We start from the raw sequence: 18367 nt of genomic DNA, 5'->3' as shown, positions 1-18367 counted from the left end.
AACCAGCTAATCAGACGCAGACCCATCGACAGGTGATAGCATAAAAAGAGGCCATCTTTCATCGAGAGAGGATGCCCTCCCTCGACTTCATTCGGTATTAGCATTCCTTTCGGAATGTTGTCCCCATCCTGTCGGCAGGTTGTCTACGTGTTACTCACCCGTTTGCCACTAGATTCTCTAAGAGCAAGCTCTCAAATTATCCCGTTCGACTTGCATGTGTTAAGCACGCCGCCAGCGTTCGTCCTGAGCCAGGATCAAACTCTCCGCTAAAGGGTTGCCCCTATTCGAGAGCCTGTTGGCTCATTACTTCATTCTTGTAAAAGAATTGTTGTTTCGTTGACTGACATCAACGATGTTGCATCTGGCTTGTTAGTTCAATTCTAACATGTTTTGCATTGTGTAGTTTTCAGGGTACATCCGGCGCCGTTTCTAGGTCTGTGGAGGTTTTCGTCTCCGTGCTGCCCTCATCGGCGCGACTGTCATAATATAACACAGGCGAAAACTTTCGTCAACCCCTTTTTCCTATCTTTTTTCATGTTTTCTCCCAAATCTTTTTCCTTTCCTTATAATATGACCACAATCAAGGGTTTTTCTGTGCTTGTTTCTTTCGCCCGCGTGTGTTATTCTATGATAGAATTTATCATAGGAAAAACATTCCTGAAAGGAAATAGAAATGCCGAAAAACCCTGTGAAACATCAGTGCAGTTTCTGCAAGCGCATCATCGACGTGCGCGACCAATACGATATGCCGATCTACGATCCGAATACGGGCTTTGCCATCTGCAGAGACTGCGTGCGTGAGATCAACCGCTTCCTCGACGAGCACGACACGTCCGTCGCCTCTGAGGAGCGCAGCTCGTTCCGCATGCAGCTCGACGATGTGCTCGACAAGACGCGCCCGCATCTCATCAAGGATTATTTGGATACCTACATTATCAAGCAGGATCGTGCGAAGAAGATTCTCGCGGTCGCGGTCTACAACCACTACAAGCGCATGAAGTACGGCTACGAGAACGAGGGCGAGGACACGGAGATCGAGAAGTCAAACGTCATCATGCTCGGCCCCTCGGGCTGCGGCAAGACGGCGCTGCTCTCGCATCTCTCGAAGCTGCTCGACGTGCCGTTCGCGGTGACGGACGCATCGAGCCTGACGGAGGCGGGCTTCGTCGGCGCGGACGTGGAGGTCGCCGTGCGCAATCTCTACTATGCGGCGGACAAGGACGTGGAGAAGGCGGAGCACGGCATCATCTACCTCGACGAGTTCGACAAGATTGCACGCAAGTCGGGTGCGAACAACTCCATCACCGCCGACCCCGGCCATGAGGGCGTGCAGCAGGCACTGCTCAAGATGCTCGAGGGCAGCGTCGTCGAGTTCACGGCGCGCGGGCAACGCAAGCATCCCGAGGCGCCGACCATCAAGGTGGATACGAAAAACATCCTCTTCATCGTCGGTGGCGCGTTCGTCGGCATCGAGAAGACGATCGCCAAGCGCCTCAGGAAGGGCAACGTCGCGATGGGCTTCGGCGCGGAGGTGCGCGGCAAGGATATCGAGAAGGAGTTCGACCGCCTTATCCATCAGGTGACGCCTGAGGATCTGATGGAGTACGGCATCATCCCCGAAATCATCGGGCGCCTGCCTGTCATCTGCACGCTTGAGACCCTCGACGAGGACGCGCTCCTGCGCATTCTCACAGAACCCATCAACGCCCCCGTGCGCCAGTACGAGAAGCTGCTCGCAATGGACGGCGTCGAGCTTGTCTTCACCGAGGACGCCCTGCGTGCCGTCGCAAAGAAGGCGATCGAGCGCAAGACGGGCGCACGCAGCCTCAAGGGCATCATCGAGGAGGTCATGCTCGACGTGATGTTCGACATTCCGCGCGAGAGCGCCCCGCGCCGCGTCACCGTGACGAAGGAGTGCATCACCGAGGGTGCCGCGCCGATTATCGAGAATGCAGCGGCGGGGTGAATTAAGGAAGCACTGATAAATTCAGCCACGCCATCTTAGCGCATCTTTTTTGCCCGCTTTTTGTCGGCAAATCCTCCACATAACCCTTGCTATGCGTCCGGTTTGCCTCCTCAATCGGACAGAAAAATCTACGCCAATCTGACGGACTTTATTTTATCAGCGATTCCTTAAGGCTTGAAAAAGCAAAAAAAAATGATATAATAACCATAGAAAGTCTGAATGTGTCATTTTAGGCCAAAAGAAAGAAAATCCCCTGCGCTTGGTAACCGCAGGGGTCTTTCTTTGCGACCGGTAATGTCGCGTCAGGCTGATGCCACAATGGCGGCTGCTTCTACCGCCTCAGCCTCTGCAGAATCAGCGCCCCGAGAATACTCCCGAGTACACTGTTCAGCAGGGAAAGCAAAAAGTCTGTTAGTGTCATCTGATAGCCTCCTCCCCTAACCATATTGGCTTCGGTAAAGGCCGTGGCAACCTCAGTATAACACAACGGACGACAAAAATCCCCTGCGGCTGGTTACCGCAGGGGATTTTTCGTATGCAGCTTTATGCGCACAAAATCGCCGTCCGCCTCCATGCACCAGACCTCGTCTGCTGCGCCCGCATGCGCCGCAAAGCGCAGGACGTTCGCGGCGTCGCTCGCCTCATAGAATGCCCGCGCCTCCGCCTCGGAGAGGCCGCCCTGCACTTTGCGGCCGATCAGGCGCTCTCGCAGGAGCTCGGGCGCTGCGTCGATGCGGATGCTGTAATCCGCAAGTGCGCGCAGATTCCGCCACGGCTCCTCGTCGAGCAGCAGCCAGTTCCCCTCGATGAGGAGGATGGGTGCGTCCACAATGAGCGCGTCGGGGCGCGGATCGTGGATGCGGCGGTCATAGACGGGAAAGGTCGTCACGCCCGCCTTTGCGGCTTTGAGCTTTTCTGCAAGCAGCGCCACGTCGAAGGTCTCGGGCGCACCCTTGATATTTTTCAGCGGGATCTCCATGCCATCCCGCAGAATCGTATGCGACGCAAGATAACTGTTCGGGTAGTGAAAGCCGTCCATGCCGAGCGCCTGCCCCCGTGGGAGGTCACCTCGCTCCCGTGCAAGCTGCTCCATAAATTGCAGGAGGGTGGACTTGCCCGTCGCGGGCGGCGCGGCGAGAAAGGCGAGGATGCGCCCGTCCTTCTCCACTTGCAGGGCGGTCAGGCGATGCAGGAGCGGCAGGAAAAGCCCCTCTACGGTCGCCTCGTTATAGCGGATCTCCTGCGGCAGACCGTTCACGGTCATTGCGTAGCAGCGCCATCGTTTCTCGTGCATGCGGAGCTCTCCTTTCCTATTTTGCGGCAAAACATAGCGCATCAAAGCCAAGACATCTCTCAGTCGGATAAATCCCGCAGTGCGCCGAGCAGCCACTCGGAGAACGGCTCTGCGCCCGTATGCCTCCGTATGTGCGGGCTGTCCGCGCCGGGGAGGGCTGCGGGGGCAAAGGCATGATCTGCCGCCATGAGGAGCGGCAGGTCGATGGCGCTGTCGCCGGCAGCATAGACGCGGCGTGGAGCGAAGCGGCGGCAGAGGGCGCGCACGGCAGCCCCCTTGTCCAGCCCCTCGGGGAAGAAGTAGATCTTGCGCCCCGAATGCAGGACGGTGAGGCTTGTCTCCTCCCTGCACTGCGCCGCACAGGCGGCAGGGTCGATATGGTCGGCGCAGTAGGTAAAGAGGTACGCGCCGTCCACGATGCGGCAGCGGATGAATGCGTCCCGCCCCGCGTGCCGCGCGTACTGGCGCGCAATCTCCTCCTGCGCGTCTGCGAGGAGCGCCGCGTGCTCCGCGCGCCATGCCGCATCCTGTGCGCCGTGGTGGAGGAGGACGGCGCCGTTCGTCGTCACGGCGTACTCCGGCGCAGTCCCCTCCGGCCATGCGATGCGCAGATACTGCTCCACGGAGCGCGTTGTGACGGGGATGAAGCGCAGCCCATCGCGCACGGCGCGCAGGTGCTGCACCGTCGGAGGTGTCATGAAGCCCTGCTCCTCCCCCGCGAGATGCTCCACGCAGATATCGCCCGCACGCCTGTGGCGGCGCGAGAAGAGCAGTGTATTGTCCAGATCCGATGCAAACAGGATGTCTTCCATATCAGTTGTCGGCGAGTGTGCGGATGAGCCCGCACGCGAGGTAGTTCCGCAGCGGGTATGCTGCGACCTCCACGCCCTTCTCCTCTGCCAGTTGATAGAGATGTCCGAGCCGCTCCTCATCCGTCGTGCTGTGGACGAGCAGCTTCCACGGCAGACGGCGCAGGAGGACGCGGGTCGCCTCCCCGATGCCGGGTTTCACAAGGTTGATGTCGGCGATGCCGAAGTCTGCCGCGATGCGCTCCACCTCCGTGAGCCCCGAGGTATGCGCCGCTGCCTCCTCTATCGGGTATGCCGCAGGGGGAAAGAGACGCTCCACGCTGTCGATGAAGTCATAGGTCAGGTCTTTGCCGCGCAGCTCCTCATAGAACGCCGCCCCGTGGAAGTCCGCAGGGCCGATGAGGTCAGCGCGCAGCACGGTGCGGCTCAGGAGGCCGGACACCGTTGCGTTCAGGCAGGAGCTGGCGATGAGGAAGTCGTCATGCGTCCCGCATTTCTCCGCCACATAGGCGGGATCCGAGAGCACGGCAAGCCCTGCGCTCAGCCCCGCATATGGCGCTGCCGCCTCCACCAGCGTGCGCTGTATCGCCCCCTTGCCCGTCCAGCCGTCGACGAACTGCACGGCGGCGGGCGCATGGCGTGCGAGGATGTAGTCCATTGCGTTCGCGTCGATGCCCCTGCCGCGGATGATGGAGATCGTATAGTGCGCCACGTCCGCGCCGAAGCGCTGTCGGATATAGTGTTTCAGCAGGATCCCGATGGGCGTGCCCGCGCGCGCAAGCGAGACGAGCGCGGCATCCGCGCCCTTTTCCGCATAGATCTGCTCCGCGAGACGTGCCGTCGCCTGCGCCGTGATCCCCGCATAGCGCGCGAGGGCGTCGGCATACGCCTCCAGATATTTCTCCGTCGGCTCGTATTCCAGCGGCAGCATCTCCGAGTAGTGGTGCCCCGACTGGATGAGACGCTCCCGCTCCGCCGTCGGCAGGGGGTCGATGCACCCCGTGATGTCCTTTAGGAGGATGGTCACATCCTCCGCACGATAGCTGCTGAACATCGTCCGCTCCCTCCTATTCATCCTTTCCGCAGCCGCCCGCCGTCAGGCAGACGATGTCCGTGCTGCCGCTCCTCCCGAGTGCGGCGAGGAGGCTCTGCACGCCGTCCTCCACCGCCTGCGCCGCATCTGTCACGATGAGCACGTGGTCATACGGCTCCAAATTGTAGATGTAGGTCGTGCGCCCCGCCTCGTAAAAGCTCTGCAGCTGCCATCCCGCACGGATGGGATAGCCCTCCGCCGTTGCGATACCGATGGGGCTGCGCGTTGTCGCATGAAAGCAGACATGATCCGCGCCGCGCTCCTCGACCGCCCTGCCAATGAGCAGCCCCGGCAGCATGCACTCCTCCGTCCCGAGGACGAGCACGCGCTCCCCCGCCCCCCACGGCAGGGACGCGGCGAGACGATGCCCCTCCTCCCGCCAGTGTGCCATGTAGTCCCCGATCATGACGCCCGTGCGCGGCGTCCTGCACGAGGGCAGCACGAGCCGCCGGCAGGGGATCGCCCTCTCGGGGGCACAGACCTCCGGTGCGTGTGCGGCAATCCCCGCCGCGCGCGCCTCATAGTCCCCCTCCGGCAGGTGCAGGAGCGCGATGCTCTCCGCACCGTGCGCGCGCAGCCGTGCCGTATCCGCCTCGGTCAGGCGGTTCAGGAGCGACGCCGCCACGAGCTTCTTTCCGCAGAGGGCGGGCAGTGCCGCCCGCATCTGCACAATGATGTTGCAGAGCGTCCTGCCCGTCGAGAGCTCGTCGTCCACAAAGACGACCGTATCCGTCCGCGCGAGCGCCTCCTCCAATGCATCGGCAGCAAGCCGCTGCTCGGGCGCGTGGCTGTGCTCCTCCATGAACTCGATCCATCGGGAGACGTCCGCCGGCTTCTCGCGCGTCGTCTGGATGTAGGTGCAGGAGGGGGAGATCTCCTCTGCAACGATGCCGCCGATCGCGGTCGCCGTCTCGGCAAAGCCGATAACGAGCCGCGCCTCGGGATGCTGTGCGGCAACGCGCCTGCCGAGCGCCGCCATCATGTCGAGTGCGGCGTGCGGCGGCACGGGCATATGCTTTCCCTGCAGCGGGTTGACGAGCAGGTAGCCGCGCTTCTCATTCCTGTGCCGCTGCGCCACGCGCAGCACCATGTCCGCCGTATAGTCCATCTGCATCCCCCTCATCCTTCGAGCAGCTGCGGTGTCTCAAGGTTCGCCACGCGCCGCACACCGCCGTGCTCCGGATACGCCCACGGCAGCTCCGTGCCGACGAGGCGGCTGAGCGCAATCGCGGGCACATTGATCCCCGAGGCGAGGCAGGAGAGCTGCAGCCCGCCCGACATACGCGGATTGACCTCAAGCAGGAAGTAGCGCGTGCCGTCGCTCCGCAGCTGGATGTTGATGGGCACGTCGATCTGCAGATGCTGCATGACCTCCGTGCAGAGCGCCATGATGTCCGCATCGAAGCATACCTCCGAGTAGCGGTGGTCGGTCTTGAAACGCGGGATGACGATCGGTCCCGCCGCCGTCTCCATGCAGTCCGCGCTGATCTCCCGCCCGTCGAGATAGGGCATCAGGAGGAACGGAACGGAGAAATCATAGCCGCGCATAATTTTCTGCGCCATCTCCCATGTCAGCTTCGTGCCGGGCTTCGACCAGACCGCCCCCGCCTCTGCGATACGGTCGTCGATGACGCGGAACGTCCGCGCCCCCTCGTCCTGCGTCAGCTTGTAGCAGACGCGCGCGCAGAGGGGACGCAGCTCCTCATACGCCGCGACGAACTCCTCATAGCTGTGCGCCACGCGGTAGGGGGGGACGAGCGCGGGCATGCGCGCGGCAAAGAATTCGTACGCCGCCGCCTTTTCATCGAGGAGCGCCATCATCTCCGCCGCCCCCGTCGCAAGGATCGTCCCCTGCGCGCGGAATGCGTCCCGATGCCGCGCAAGCTCTGTGAGCGCATGGCGCGGGAAGAACACGTCAATGGCATGCTCCCTGCAAAAGCGCAGTGCGAACGCGGCATACTCCTCCCCGGGCGGCAGCGCCGGTTCCTCCTCCCATTCATCGCAGACGAGGCGGTAGAGCATATGCGGGTTCGGTGATGACCCGACGAAGACAGTGCCGTCGGGCGCGCCCGCACGCATCAGCGTGATCAGATGATATGCCGTGCTGAACCAGCGATTGAACCATACGCGCATGGATATCCCTCCTCAGGCGTGCGTCTCCTCTTCCTTTACCCCGTAGATCTCGGCGAGCGCCATGATACGCGCCGCCCATTTTCCATGGGTCTTGACCTCGTTCATACGCGTGCCGTCCCAGCTCTTCCGGACGCCCGCGCGTGCATCCTTCCAGTCGAGGATCATGCGTGCATCCTCATAGTCCGCGCGCCGCACGCGCAGGCTGTCGAACACAAAGGGCAGCTGGGCGGGATGGATGACCGTCTTGCCGATGAAGCCGTTCATGCGGTCGTATTCCAGTTCCCTTTTCAGCCCCTTTGCCCAAAGCCCCGCAGGATCCTCGCCGAAATAGTTCCAGACGGGACCCGAGACCACGTAGTCACGCGCGAAAATATTCAGAATGTCCACGAGGATGTCCCGCACGACGCCAACCGAATAGATTGTGTGCGCAATCGAGCGGCGCACGCCGTAGAGGTTGCTGAAATCGTTGCCTCCGACGCGGATGTTCAGCACATACTCACGGTGCGCGTCGAAGACCGCCTTCAGCTCCCCCAGCACCGCGCTGCGGCTCTTGATGCCCGCAATGGAGGGGCTTTCGAGGACGGGCATGATATAGCGGCGGCGCGCGGGATCCTGCCCGAGACCGCGCATGATCTCCATATACGCCTCCACGTTGCCGAGGTTCACCTTGGGCAGGACATAGCCCGTGAGCACCGAGCCCGCCTCCCCAACGAAGTCGACGAAGTGCTGCATATGATCCGCCGTCCGCACACGCACGAAGAGGAGCGGCTTCCTGCGCCCCTCCTCCTCGTAGAGCTGCTTCAGCACGCGGAGCGTCTCCCGCAGCGCACGCTCGGCATCCGCGACCGCCGTATCGTTGATTGCATCCTCGAGGCAGAAGCAGACCGAGGTCAGGTACGGCTGCACGTTTGCGCGGATCTTCTCTACAATGTTCTCCTGATAGGCGGGCATGTAGAGCAGCCCGCCCACCCTGTACTGCAGGTTTTCCCTGTCTTTCATCGGATGTCCCCCATCATTCCACATTCAGCCCGTACTCCTCGCACAGGCGCGCCAGCCCCGCCTCGTAGCCCGCCCCGACGAGCCGCAGCTTCCACGCGCCACGATAGCGGTACAGCTCCGCCGCGACCACCGTCTTCTCGCGGTGCAGCGCATCGAGCGGAAAGCGGTACTGCGGTGCGTCCCCCTCGCACAGGATAACGGCAGGGCTGCGGGTCTCTGAGAAATCCCTGCCCGTGCCGTCGTCATAGACGGAGAAGCAGACGACAATGCGCGCAGCGTCCGCCGCAAGGCACGCCACGTCGATGACCGCGCCGATGCGCGTGCCCTCCTCCACGCGGAGACTGCCGTCCTCGGCGGCACGATTGCCGAAGAAGACGAGATCCGCATCGCCGCGCACGCGTCCGTTCTCATAGAGGCGAAAGACATAGGCATCCACCTCGATACCCGCCGCACGCCCCGCATCCTCATAGAGAAAGGTGAGCACATCGTCCGCACCGACGCTCAGGCGCTCCCCCCGCACGAGGACGGGCAGCAGCCCGATGGGCGCACCCGTCCGCACGGGGGCGTCCGCCGCCGCACGTCCCGTGACATAGAGACGGTGTCCCCCCTGCCCCCCGCCGAAGATGAGCGCGCCGTGGAGGAGTACTCCCGCGCGCATGGGGGGCAGTTTCAGACGGACGCTGCCCGCTCCCGCCGGCAGAAGCGTGGGGCTGATCTCCGCGTCGTCGATCTCCGTCTGCACCTGCATCTCCCGATCCACTGTCACGGAGATGGCAAACTCGTTTTCCTGCTCCGCCGCAAACGCCCCCAGCTCGATGAGCCTCGGCAGTTCCTGCGCCGGGACACTGTTCCTTGCCTGCTCTCTCTTCATCACCGTATCTCCGTCAAAAAAGGGCTGCCGCACACCGCGCCCCCCGTACATCCGACCGCGATGTTCGATGGCGGATCGGATGCCATCGGGAAACGCCTGCGTGCAGCAGCCCCGAAAAACTCAGACGTTCACGCCGTACGCGCGGCAGAGGGCTTCCAGTCCGCCCTGGTAGCCCGCGCCCACCGCATTGAACTTCCACTCGCCGCCGTGGCGGTAGATCTCGCAGACGACGAGCGCCGTCTCGACGGAGAACTCCTCCACAAGGTCGAAGCGCAGCACCTCCGTGCCCTGCATATCCTGCTCGTTCGCCATGCGCGCAACACGCACATAGGCATTGGAGACCTGCCCGAAGTTCTGACGGCGCACGGGCGCCTCGTAGATCGTCACCGTGATGGCGATCTTGTCGATGTCGGGCGGGATCTTCGAGAAGTCGATGACGAGCACCTCGTCGTCGCCCTCGCCCTCACCCGTCAGGTTGTCGCCCGTATGATGCACCGAGCCGTCCGAGCTGTCGAGATTCCCGTAGAAGATGAAGTCCTCGTCCTTGCGCACCTTGCCGTTCGCACCGAGCAGGAACGCCGAGGCATCAAGGTCGAAGTCCGCACCGCCGTCGTACTGGTTCACATCCCAGCCGAGGCCGATCAGCGCCATCTTCATCCCCTTGTCGAGACTCACGCGCTGTCCTTTGGAAAGATTGACTGCCATATTAGGCTCCTTTCTTTGCAATCGAGCGGATCCACTCCTCGAATCCGGAGGGGTTCCGCGTCTGGATGAGGACGGGACCGGGTCCCCTGAAGCGGCAGACGAGGCATTCGCCCGACATGATGCTGGATACCCAGCCGTTGGACGCCTTCTCCACCTTGTAGTCCATATAGTCCGGCCACGCGACGAGATGTCCGTTGTCGATGACGATCTCCTCCCCCGCCGCAAGCTCGAGCGCATGGATGACCCCGTAGCTGCTCAGGAAGGCGATGCCGCGTCCCGTGAGCTTCAGGAGGAAGAAGCCCTCCTGCGAGAAAAGCCCCTTCATCAGCCCCTGCATCTTCGAGTCGACCTGGATGCTCTCCTCGGCGGCAAGGAAGCCGCCCTTCTGCACGATCATCCCGTACGAGCCGTCCAGCTCCACGTCCATGATGCCGCCCGGCAGCGGATGCCCGAACAGCACCTTGCCCGCGCCGCGCGAGGCGACGAGCCGCTGCATGAAGAAGCTCTCCTCTGTGAAGACGCGTCGCACGAGTCCGCCGAGCAGACCGCCCTCCATCTTGCCCTCGACATCAACGGTCGCGTCCATCGCGATCATCGCGTCCGACTCTGCCTTGATTGCCTCACCCCGCGCCAGAGAACACTCCACTACAGGGAATGCCTCAGGGTATAGAATCCGATAGTCCATCGCACTTCCTCCTGACCCCGGAATCGCTGATTCCGTAAAGAGCGGTGCTCCACCCCGGTGACGAATATATTTTCAAAACGCCTCAGGGCAAAGCCCCGAGGCGCTTTGAGAAAAGCCGTCTCGATGAAGCACCGATAAACTCAGCGCTTCCTCAGATATTGACACCATACGCCTTGCCGAGTGCTGCAAGCCCGCCGCTGTAGCCGGAGCCGATGGCGTTGAACTTCCACTCTGCGCCCTGGCGGTAGAGTCTGCCAACGACGACCGCCGTCTCAATGGAGAAGTCCTCGCCGAGGTCGAAGCGGATCAGCTCCTCCCCGCTCGTCTCGTTCACGACGCGGATGAATGCGTTCGAGACCTGTCCGAAGTTCTGCTTGCGCTCCTCCGGCTCGTAGATCGTCACCGTGAAGTCGATCTTATCGATCGAGGCGGGCACCTTCGAGAGATCCACCTTGATCTGCTCGTCATCGCCCTCGCCCTCGCCCGTCAGGTTGTCGCCCGTGTGCTCGACCGCACCCGAGGCATGCTGCAGGTTGCCGTAGAAGATGAAGTCCGCATCCCCCGTCACCTTCTCGTCAGGTCCGAGCAGGAATGCCGACGCATCGAGGTCGAAATCCGCCCCGCCGTCATACTTGTTCGTGTCCCAGCCAAGACCGATCAGGAGCTTCGAGAGCCCCGGATTGCCCTTCGTGAGATCGACCTTCTGTCCCTTTTTCAAACTGATCGCCATGATGATTCCTCCTATGCAAGAATCTGCCGCCGGCACGCATGTGCCGCTCTGCTATAATCAAGCCGTCAAGGCATGATGACTCACTGGAACTTCTTGGCAAGCTCGCGCAGCCCGCCGTCCTTCGTCCCCTGTCCGATCGCATTGAACTTCCACTCGCCGTTATAGCGGTAGATCTCCCCGAAGATCAGCGCCGTCATCCCGGCGTAGCTGTCCGTAAGGCTGTACCGACAGAACTCCCCGCTGTCGTCGCAGATGCGGATGAAGGCGTTTGCAATCATACCGAAGTCCTGCTTGCGCTTCACCGCGTCGTAGATGTTGACGACGAAGATGAGCTTGTCATACATATCGGGCACGTTCGCGAGATCGACGAGGATCTGCTCGTCGTCGCCCTCGCCGTCCCCCGTCAGGTTGTCGCCCGTATGGCGAATTGCGCCGGAGGCGTGCGTGAGATTACCGAAATAGACGATGTCCTCAACGGAGGTCAGATGCCCCCCGCGACAGACGAAGACGCTCGCATCACAGTCAACGTCCTGCGTCGAGCCGCCGCCGAAGAGCGAGCCGAGGAAGCCGCCCCCCTTCTTCTCCTGCACGGCGGGATCCCAGCCCAGTCCGACGCAGATGCGCGTGAGTGCATGCCCGTCCGCCTTCTTCAGGCTGACCTTCTGCCCCTTCTGCAAGTTTACGCCCATATTTCTTCCTCCTATGCCGCTCCTGTCTGACACAATCTCATATCACACATCAAAACACATATCAAAAAAACCTACTCGGACAGAATTCGACTCTACGGTGCATTTTTCCTTCATGTCATCCGGAAAAATTTTGATTTTTTGCAAAATACAGGGATACGGACACGACAAATGTCCCCGTCAGTCCTTGCTCCCCGCCTCCCAGCGGAGCCCCCAGTGATACGCGCGGTCAAGGCTCTCGTGCCCCCGGAAGAAGCGCACGAGCTTCTCGACACTCATCGTGCCGTCGTGACTCTCCAGCATGGCGATGGCACACATCCCCTGCGACGAGCCGTACTCATCCATGCGCACGACGATGTCGGGGCTGCCGGGGCACCGAACCGTGACAAGGCCGTCCGCCTCCTGCCAGTTCGCAACGCCCTCGTAGATGAAGGTATAGACGAGGATGCGCCGGATCTCGCGCACCTTGCTGCCGTTGACGCGCAGGGTCTCGCCCCCCGCACTCGCCCCCGTACGGTCATCGCCGTCGAGCGCAATCCACGGGCGATACGAGAGGCTGCCGAAGTCATCCCCCAGTGCCTGCACGCAGCCGATATCCCCGTCACTCAGCTCGTAGAGGCAGCCGAGATCGAGGTCGATGCCGTCCGAGCCGCCGAAGAGGGAGGAGAGGAAGCCGCCGCTCTTCTTGTTCTTCGGATGCTGATTCCAGTTGAGGTTGATGGAGATCTCTCCGAGCGCTCCACCGCCCTTGACGAGGCTGACCTTCTGCCCCTTCTTCAGCTCCACCTTGCGCGGCGGTGCCGGTGGCGGGGGAGGCGGTGGTGGAGGTGCCGCAGGTCGCGGGGGTAGCGGAGCCGGACGCGGCGGTATCGGCGTGGGGCGCGGCTGTGGCGATGGAGGCGGCGGTGGTGGCGGCGCAGCAGGTTCCGCGCTCACCTCGATCCCGAAGTTCCCGCAGAGTGCCGCAAGCCCTCCGCTGAATCCCGCACCGACGGCGCTGAATTTCCACACGCCCTTGTAGCGGTAGAGTTCGCCGACGACAATGGCGGTCTCCACGGAGAAGCCCCCGCCCGTCTCATAGCGGAGCAGCTCCGTCCCATCCGCCGCATCGACAAGGCGGATATACATCCCTGCGACCTGCCCGAAGCTCTGCCGCCGCGTCTCTGCCTCGTAGATGGTGGCGGTGAACGCGAGCTTCTGTACGGCGGCGGGCACGGCGGCGAGATCGACCTCCACCTCCTGCCGGTCACCGCCCGCAGGATCTGCGCGATGCACTACCGCACCCGTCCTGTGACGCGGGTTGCCGTAGAATACGAAATCCTCGTCACACGCCGCCCTGCCGTCCGCGCCGAGCAGGAATACGGCGGTATCCACCTCCGGTCCCCCTGCGCCCTGCCAGCCCATGCCGACCCGCACGTACCGCAGATCTCTGCGGTACTTCGTCAGATCGATTTTCTGCCCCTTGTTGATGCGCTCCATACGAGTCCTCCTATCCGTCTATGGGACGGTGCTCCTGACCGCTTACGACCTGCCGACGAGTGCCTTGCGAACGAGGTCGACCGGCACGACGGTGAACGCCAGAGCGAGCACGAACAGCCACTCCGTCCCTGTCAGTCCGTAGCAGCGCAGGATCACGCCGCCGAAGTAGATCATGAGAACCTGCACGACGACGATGATGCCCATCACGCGCAGGAAGCCCATGTTCCCCGTAATGTTGTCAAAGAGATTCTTGGCGTCCGTACGCGCGTTGAACGCGTTGAACACCGCCATAAAGATGAAGAAGGCAAAGTATCCCGTCAGGAGATAGATGTTCGCGGGATCCTCACGGAAATACGCGTGTGCCGTGCCGCTCATGAGGAAGAACAGGCTCGTTGCAAAGCACCAGAGCGAGCCGACGGCGATGGAGGAGGTCATATACCTGCTGATGATGTTCTCATCGCGCCGCTTCGGCCGCTCGTCCATATAGCGCCGCAGTGCCGGTTCTCCGCCGAAGGCGAGCGCCGCCAGCGTATCCATGACGAGGTTGATCCAGAGGAACTGCGTGATCGAGAGCGGATTCTCCATGCCCAGCAGAGGCGAGACGAAGGAGATCAGGACGGCGGCGACGTTGATCGTCAGCTGGAAGATGATGAACTTGCGGATGCTGTTGTAGATCGTGCGCCCGTAAAGGATCGCACGCCCGATGGACTTGAAGTTGTCGTCGAGGATGACGATCTCACTCGCCTCCTTCGCAACCTCCGTGCCGCCGCCCATCGCAAAGCCGACATCAGCCCTCTTGAGCGCCGGCGAATCGTTCACGCCGTCGCCCGTCATGCCGACGACGAGATTCATCTCCTGCGCGAGGCGCACGAGGCGGCTCTTGTCCGTCGGCAGGGCACGCGCCACAACGCGCAGACGCGGCAGGAGTGCCTTGACCTCGTCATCGCCGAGCGCCGCCAGCTCGTCCGAGGTCATGACGACGGCATCCGCCTGATCCAGCAGCCCTGCTTCCCGCGCGATTGCAAGCGCCGTATCCTGACGGTCGCCCGTGATCATGACGACCTGCACGCCCGCCTTCTGCACGCGCGCGATTGCCTCGACGGACTCGGGGCGCACCTCGTCGCGGATGCCGACCGCACCGACGAAGACCAGCCCGCTCGCCGGCAGCGTCCCGTCCGCAGGGATCTCCCCCTCGTAGACGGCGAGCGCGAGCACGCGGATGGCGCGCGCTGCAAGCCGGTCGATCGCCTCCGTGATCGGCGCCGCGCTCGTCAGAGGACGCTTCGTGCCGTCCTCATCATAGTAGGCATCGCAGAGTGCGAGGAGTTTCTCCGGCGCACCCTTGGCAAGCGTCACGTTGTACGTGCCCGCAACCTCAGCAAGAGAGTACTTGTTCCGACTGTTGAAGGGCACCATGTTCCTGACCGTCTCATCCATCTCCGCGCCCGCGCCCGCGACGAAGCCGAAGATTGCGCGCTCCGTCGCATTTCCGCCGACCGCCTCTGTGTCGTTGATGACGGCACTCGTATTGTAGCGCACGCTGAGGTTCACGAGTTTTCCAAGACCCGCACCGAGCTCCTTGTAGGAGGCGTACTCCCTGCCCGCGCCGTCGACGAAGGCGACCGCCTCGAGCTGTCCCTTCGTGATCGTCCCGGTCTTGTCGCTGAAGAGGAGGTTCAGGCTGCCCGCCGTCTCGATGCCCGAGATCTTGCGCACGAGGATGTTGTCCTTGAGCATCTTGCCCATATTCTGCGCCGAGACAATGGCGATCATCAGGGGCAGTCCTTCGGGCACGGCAACCACGATGATGATGACCGCGAGCATGACCGCCTCCACGAGGTCGTTGACGACAGTCAGCCAGTTGGAGCAGTACGCGATGATGCGCGCCATCTCGAAACCGTTGTGGATCACGAGGCGCTGGAACATGAAGGCGATTGCAATGGCGACGCCGCCAATGTAGCCGAAGTTGCTGATCTGTCCCGCCAGCGCGGAGAGCTTCAGCTTCAGCGGCGTATCGCGATCCTCGTCCCCCTGCAGCTCACCTGCAATCTGCCCGTAGTGCGTCTTGTCGCCGAGCGTCGTCGTGCGCATGACAGCGTTGCCGTCGCAGACAACCGAGCCGCGAAAGACCTTGTGCGGATGGAGGAAGTCCGCGCCCGCATCCGTCTCTGTATCCCCCTCGGGGGCGGACGTCTTCGTCGCCTCCTTCGCCTCGCCGTTCAGCACGGACTGGTCGACCCGGATCGAACCGTCACAGATGACGCCGTCCGCCGGCACCTTGTCACCCGTCTGCAGCAGGACGTAGTCCCCCATGACAATGTCGTCGATGGGGATCTCCTGCAACACGCCGCTGCGGTAGACCTTGCACTTGATGAGCGAGGCCTCCTCCTGGAGCTTCCGGAACGCGTTCTCGTTCTGATACTCGGAATACGTTGCCACGGAGGTGGCGAGGATGACCGCGAGCGCGATGCCCACGGACTCGTACCATTCGACCTGCCCCATGAAGGCAAAGATCACATTGATGCCGAGCGCGATGCAGAGAATCTTGATGATGGGGTCGTCAAAGTTCCCCTTCAGCTTCTCCCAGAAGCCCTCTCCCGCCTGCTCCGTGAGCGCGTTCGTGCCGTACTGTTCGCGTGCGGCGCGCACTGCCTCATCCGACAGCCCTTGAATCTTCATACATGTTCTCCTCATTTCCCCTGATGGTGGATAAATCTTCCAATCTCTCCCATTGTATCATGAAAGTCCGTGCGGTCAAGCGCGGAATCACCCCCTAGGGAATCGCTGATAAAATGAAGTCCGTCAGATTGGCGTAGATTTTTCGTCCGAACAAGGAGGCAAACCGGACGCATAGCAAGGGCTATGTGGAGGATTTGCCGACACAGTGCGGGCAAAAAAGATGCGTCAAGATGGCGGGGCTGAATTTATCAGTGCTTCCCTAACATAAGCGGAGGCAGCCCGCCCACTCATACGCCCGTCCACAGGATGCCCTCATCCTCTGTCCACGTGCCGAACAGTGCGCCCGGCACGAGAGGCATCGTCCTGCCCTGCGGGATCTGCTGCCCCGCGCCGTCGTACAGGCAGTCCGAACCGTTGTTCACGAGATGCCACGCCCCGCTTTGCCGTGACAGATATGCCTGCACCGTGCGATCCTGCGCCTTCTCATCGGGAAAGATGCGGGCGTGGAAATGCCACGGGAAGAGCGGCAGGCCGTCGTAGACGTTCAGCCGCCCCGTCTCCATCCACTGCCCGCGCTTGCCGCGCACGCGGCACATACGCCGCAGATGCAGGACGCGGTCCTCCGGCACGCGCGTCCCGCAGAAGGGGCAGCGCGGATCCGACGGGTCGTGCAGGACGAAGAAGCGCTCCGGACAGTCGGCCCCCGCGCACGGCTGCAGGAGATCCCACGTCCGCACGAGCGCCTTCTCCCACTCGAGCGCCGACGGGCGTGCCTCGGGTTCATGCAGACCGTCCACAAAGGCGCGCAGAAAGAGCTTTTCGAGATATGGCCCGAGGTCGCGGATGGTCACGCGCAGGTCATGCGGGCGGTTGCTGTGGTCGGAGGGATGCTCGGCGAACAGCGCCTTTTCCCCGTAGATCAGGAAGTCCGCCTCCTCGGCGGGCAGGTCGTAGTTCTTCGGCCCCTCGAGCGGATGCCGCTTCAGGAGATACTGATAGAGCAGCACGGGCAGCGCAAAGAGGTCGGTCAGGAGCCCCGGCACGGCACGCTGTCGCGCCCCCGGCTGCCCCATTCCCGCGAGTACCTCGGGCGCGATATAGCCCTTCGTCCCCGCCACCTCGGGCGGGTAGAGTCCCGGCACAACGAGCGAGTCGATGTCGATGACGACGCAGCTGCCGCTCACGGGATCGATGAGCACATTGTTGCACGAGAGGTCGGAGTGTGCCAGTCCCGCCTGATGCATGCGGCGCACAGCGCGCGCGAGCGAGATGGACAGGCGCAGCATGGTCTGGAAGCTGCCGCATTCCTGCGGTGCGAGGTATCTGCGCACACGCCCCGTGAACCAGCTCCCCTTCTTGTCCCTGCCCGCCAGCTCCAACGTGGAGGAGGCGTCCGCCCCGAAGAAGAATTTCTTCGGATAGGTGGGGCAGACGATGCCGAACTCGGGGCGCTCGACGACTGCCACCGGCCAGCAGAACAGCTCGGCAAAGTACGCCGCCGCCGCCTCCGTGTTGCCGCGCGCGCCGCCCGCCTCCTCGGAGCACGTCGGATTGTAGCGCCCGATGATTGCCGTGAGACGGTCGCGCAGTGCCTCGTCCACGATGTCGGGATCGTGGAAGAACTGGACGACATAGGATCTGTCCGGTGCAAAGTAGGTGTATTTCATCCCGCCCTGCGGCGGGTTGTCCGTGATGATGTAGGGAATCCTCCTGCCGTCGGCGAGCACGGCCTCCGCGCGCCTAGACATGTCGTGTCCCCATCCGCAGGAGTGCGAGCGTGCGGTCGTCGAACGAGCCGCGCTCCATATAGTTGTCCAGCCAGATCTCGAGGCGCTGCGCGTGTTCCGTAATGCCCGCCATGCTCGTATCTGCGGCAGCAAGCGGCAGCACGTGCGCGTTCTGCCAGAGTTCCTCCACGGTGCACTGCGCCATGCGGCAGCACCGCCGCGCATCGTGCAGCGCGATGAGCTCCTCCTTGTCGTTGACCCACGGGAATGCCTCGGGGTGCGGCAGGCTGCGCAGGAGATCCACCTCCGCCCGCGTGAACATCGCCTCCTCCGCTGCAGAGGGCAGGATGCCGTTCAGTGCGAGGTCGAGGCAGAGGCGGTGCAGCTCGCTCTCGCTGAAATAATCGTCCGCCACGCCGTCCGTCATTGTGAGCAGCAGGTCGCAGACACCGCGCGAGACGAGTGTGCGCCGCTGCAGGGCGGCGATGTCCGTCATGCCGTCGCTCGTGAG

General features: G+C 62.6%; 17 protein-coding genes, 1 rRNA gene and 1 pseudogene (1 of these 19 running past the window's edge). 2 read left to right on the top strand and 17 right to left on the bottom strand.

Annotated features, from left to right (window positions below; genetic code table 11):
* A 16S ribosomal RNA gene (locus AXF19_RS04385) occupies positions 1-270 on the bottom strand; it reaches 1524 nt to the left of the window's first position.
* A gap of 403 nt (positions 271-673) precedes the next feature.
* Here AXF19_RS04385 and clpX point away from each other — a divergent pair.
* Positions 674-1966, top strand: coding sequence for an ATP-dependent Clp protease ATP-binding subunit ClpX (clpX, locus tag AXF19_RS04380; protein WP_066845571.1), 1293 nt, complete (start codon positions 674-676; stop codon positions 1964-1966).
* Between the two features lies 1 nt (position 1967).
* Here clpX and AXF19_RS15130 read toward each other — a convergent pair whose 3' ends face one another.
* From AXF19_RS15130 to AXF19_RS04315, 14 genes are all read right to left on the bottom strand, one after another.
* A complete protein-coding gene (locus tag AXF19_RS15130; protein ID WP_084784860.1) occupies positions 1968-2081 on the bottom strand; it encodes a secretion protein HlyD in 114 nt (37 codons plus the stop codon).
* 399 nt (positions 2082-2480) lie between these two features.
* A complete protein-coding gene (locus AXF19_RS04375; RefSeq protein WP_237141693.1) occupies positions 2481-3260 on the bottom strand; it encodes a nucleoside/nucleotide kinase family protein in 780 nt (259 codons plus the stop codon).
* 59 nt (positions 3261-3319) lie between these two features.
* A complete protein-coding gene (locus AXF19_RS04370) occupies positions 3320-4072 on the bottom strand; it encodes an HAD family hydrolase (RefSeq protein WP_066845565.1) in 753 nt (250 codons plus the stop codon).
* Between the two features lies 1 nt (position 4073).
* On the bottom strand, positions 4074-5123 hold the full coding sequence (locus AXF19_RS04365) for a cysteine protease StiP family protein (RefSeq protein WP_066845563.1): 1050 nt from the start codon (positions 5121-5123) through the stop codon (positions 4074-4076).
* A gap of 13 nt (positions 5124-5136) precedes the next feature.
* Positions 5137-6276: a phosphoribosyltransferase domain-containing protein gene (locus AXF19_RS04360; protein WP_237141692.1), complete on the bottom strand. Its 1140-nt coding sequence runs from the start codon at positions 6274-6276 to the stop codon at positions 5137-5139.
* Between the two features lie 5 nt (positions 6277-6281).
* Positions 6282-7295 carry an ATP-grasp domain-containing protein gene (locus AXF19_RS04355; RefSeq protein ID WP_066845559.1) on the bottom strand — a complete coding sequence of 338 codons (1014 nt, stop codon included), beginning with the start codon at positions 7293-7295 and terminating at the stop codon, positions 6282-6284.
* Positions 7296-7307: 12 nt separating this feature from the next.
* A complete protein-coding gene (locus AXF19_RS04350) occupies positions 7308-8294 on the bottom strand; it encodes an HpcH/HpaI aldolase/citrate lyase family protein (protein ID WP_066850049.1) in 987 nt (328 codons plus the stop codon).
* Positions 8295-8307: 13 nt separating this feature from the next.
* The gene (locus AXF19_RS04345; RefSeq protein WP_066845557.1) at positions 8308-9165 is read right to left on the bottom strand and encodes a TerD family protein; all 858 of its coding nucleotides are present in this window, start codon (positions 9163-9165) and stop codon (positions 8308-8310) included.
* A gap of 120 nt (positions 9166-9285) precedes the next feature.
* Positions 9286-9870, bottom strand: a complete 585-nt coding sequence (locus AXF19_RS04340; RefSeq protein ID WP_066845554.1) for a TerD family protein — start codon at positions 9868-9870, stop codon at positions 9286-9288.
* A 1-nt stretch (position 9871) separates the two neighbouring features.
* The gene (locus AXF19_RS04335) at positions 9872-10555 is read right to left on the bottom strand and encodes a TIGR00266 family protein (protein ID WP_066845552.1); all 684 of its coding nucleotides are present in this window, start codon (positions 10553-10555) and stop codon (positions 9872-9874) included.
* Between the two features lie 151 nt (positions 10556-10706).
* Positions 10707-11285 carry a TerD family protein gene (locus AXF19_RS04330; RefSeq protein ID WP_066845549.1) on the bottom strand — a complete coding sequence of 193 codons (579 nt, stop codon included), beginning with the start codon at positions 11283-11285 and terminating at the stop codon, positions 10707-10709.
* Between the two features lie 80 nt (positions 11286-11365).
* Positions 11366-11974 (bottom strand): TerD family protein, encoded by a 609-nt coding sequence (locus AXF19_RS04325; protein WP_066845545.1) that lies wholly within the window; start codon positions 11972-11974, stop codon positions 11366-11368.
* Between the two features lie 177 nt (positions 11975-12151).
* Positions 12152-13450 (bottom strand): TerD family protein, encoded by a 1299-nt coding sequence (locus AXF19_RS04320; RefSeq protein WP_066845542.1) that lies wholly within the window; start codon positions 13448-13450, stop codon positions 12152-12154.
* Between the two features lie 42 nt (positions 13451-13492).
* Positions 13493-16129, bottom strand: a complete 2637-nt coding sequence (locus AXF19_RS04315) for a calcium-translocating P-type ATPase, PMCA-type (RefSeq protein ID WP_084784766.1) — start codon at positions 16127-16129, stop codon at positions 13493-13495.
* Positions 16130-16266: 137 nt separating this feature from the next.
* Between AXF19_RS04315 and AXF19_RS15125 the strand changes: the two genes are divergently transcribed.
* Positions 16267-16392: a secretion protein HlyD gene (locus tag AXF19_RS15125; RefSeq protein ID WP_084784859.1), complete on the top strand. Its 126-nt coding sequence runs from the start codon at positions 16267-16269 to the stop codon at positions 16390-16392.
* Positions 16393-16416: 24 nt separating this feature from the next.
* Here the strand turns inward: AXF19_RS15125 and AXF19_RS04310 are convergent, their stop codons facing one another.
* A complete protein-coding gene (locus AXF19_RS04310) occupies positions 16417-17877 on the bottom strand; it encodes a protein kinase domain-containing protein (RefSeq protein ID WP_066845536.1) in 1461 nt (486 codons plus the stop codon).
* Positions 17870-18367, bottom strand: a pseudogene (locus AXF19_RS04305) (hypothetical protein); the annotation flags it as partial. The gene AXF19_RS04310 and the pseudogene AXF19_RS04305, both read right to left, overlap by 8 nt.

The organism is Selenomonas sp. oral taxon 126 (genome assembly GCF_001683335.1).
Taxonomy (GTDB): domain Bacteria; phylum Bacillota; class Negativicutes; order Selenomonadales; family Selenomonadaceae; genus Centipeda.
Note: the sequence above shows the minus strand (reverse complement) of the source record. Positions and strands in the feature narration are given on the sequence as shown.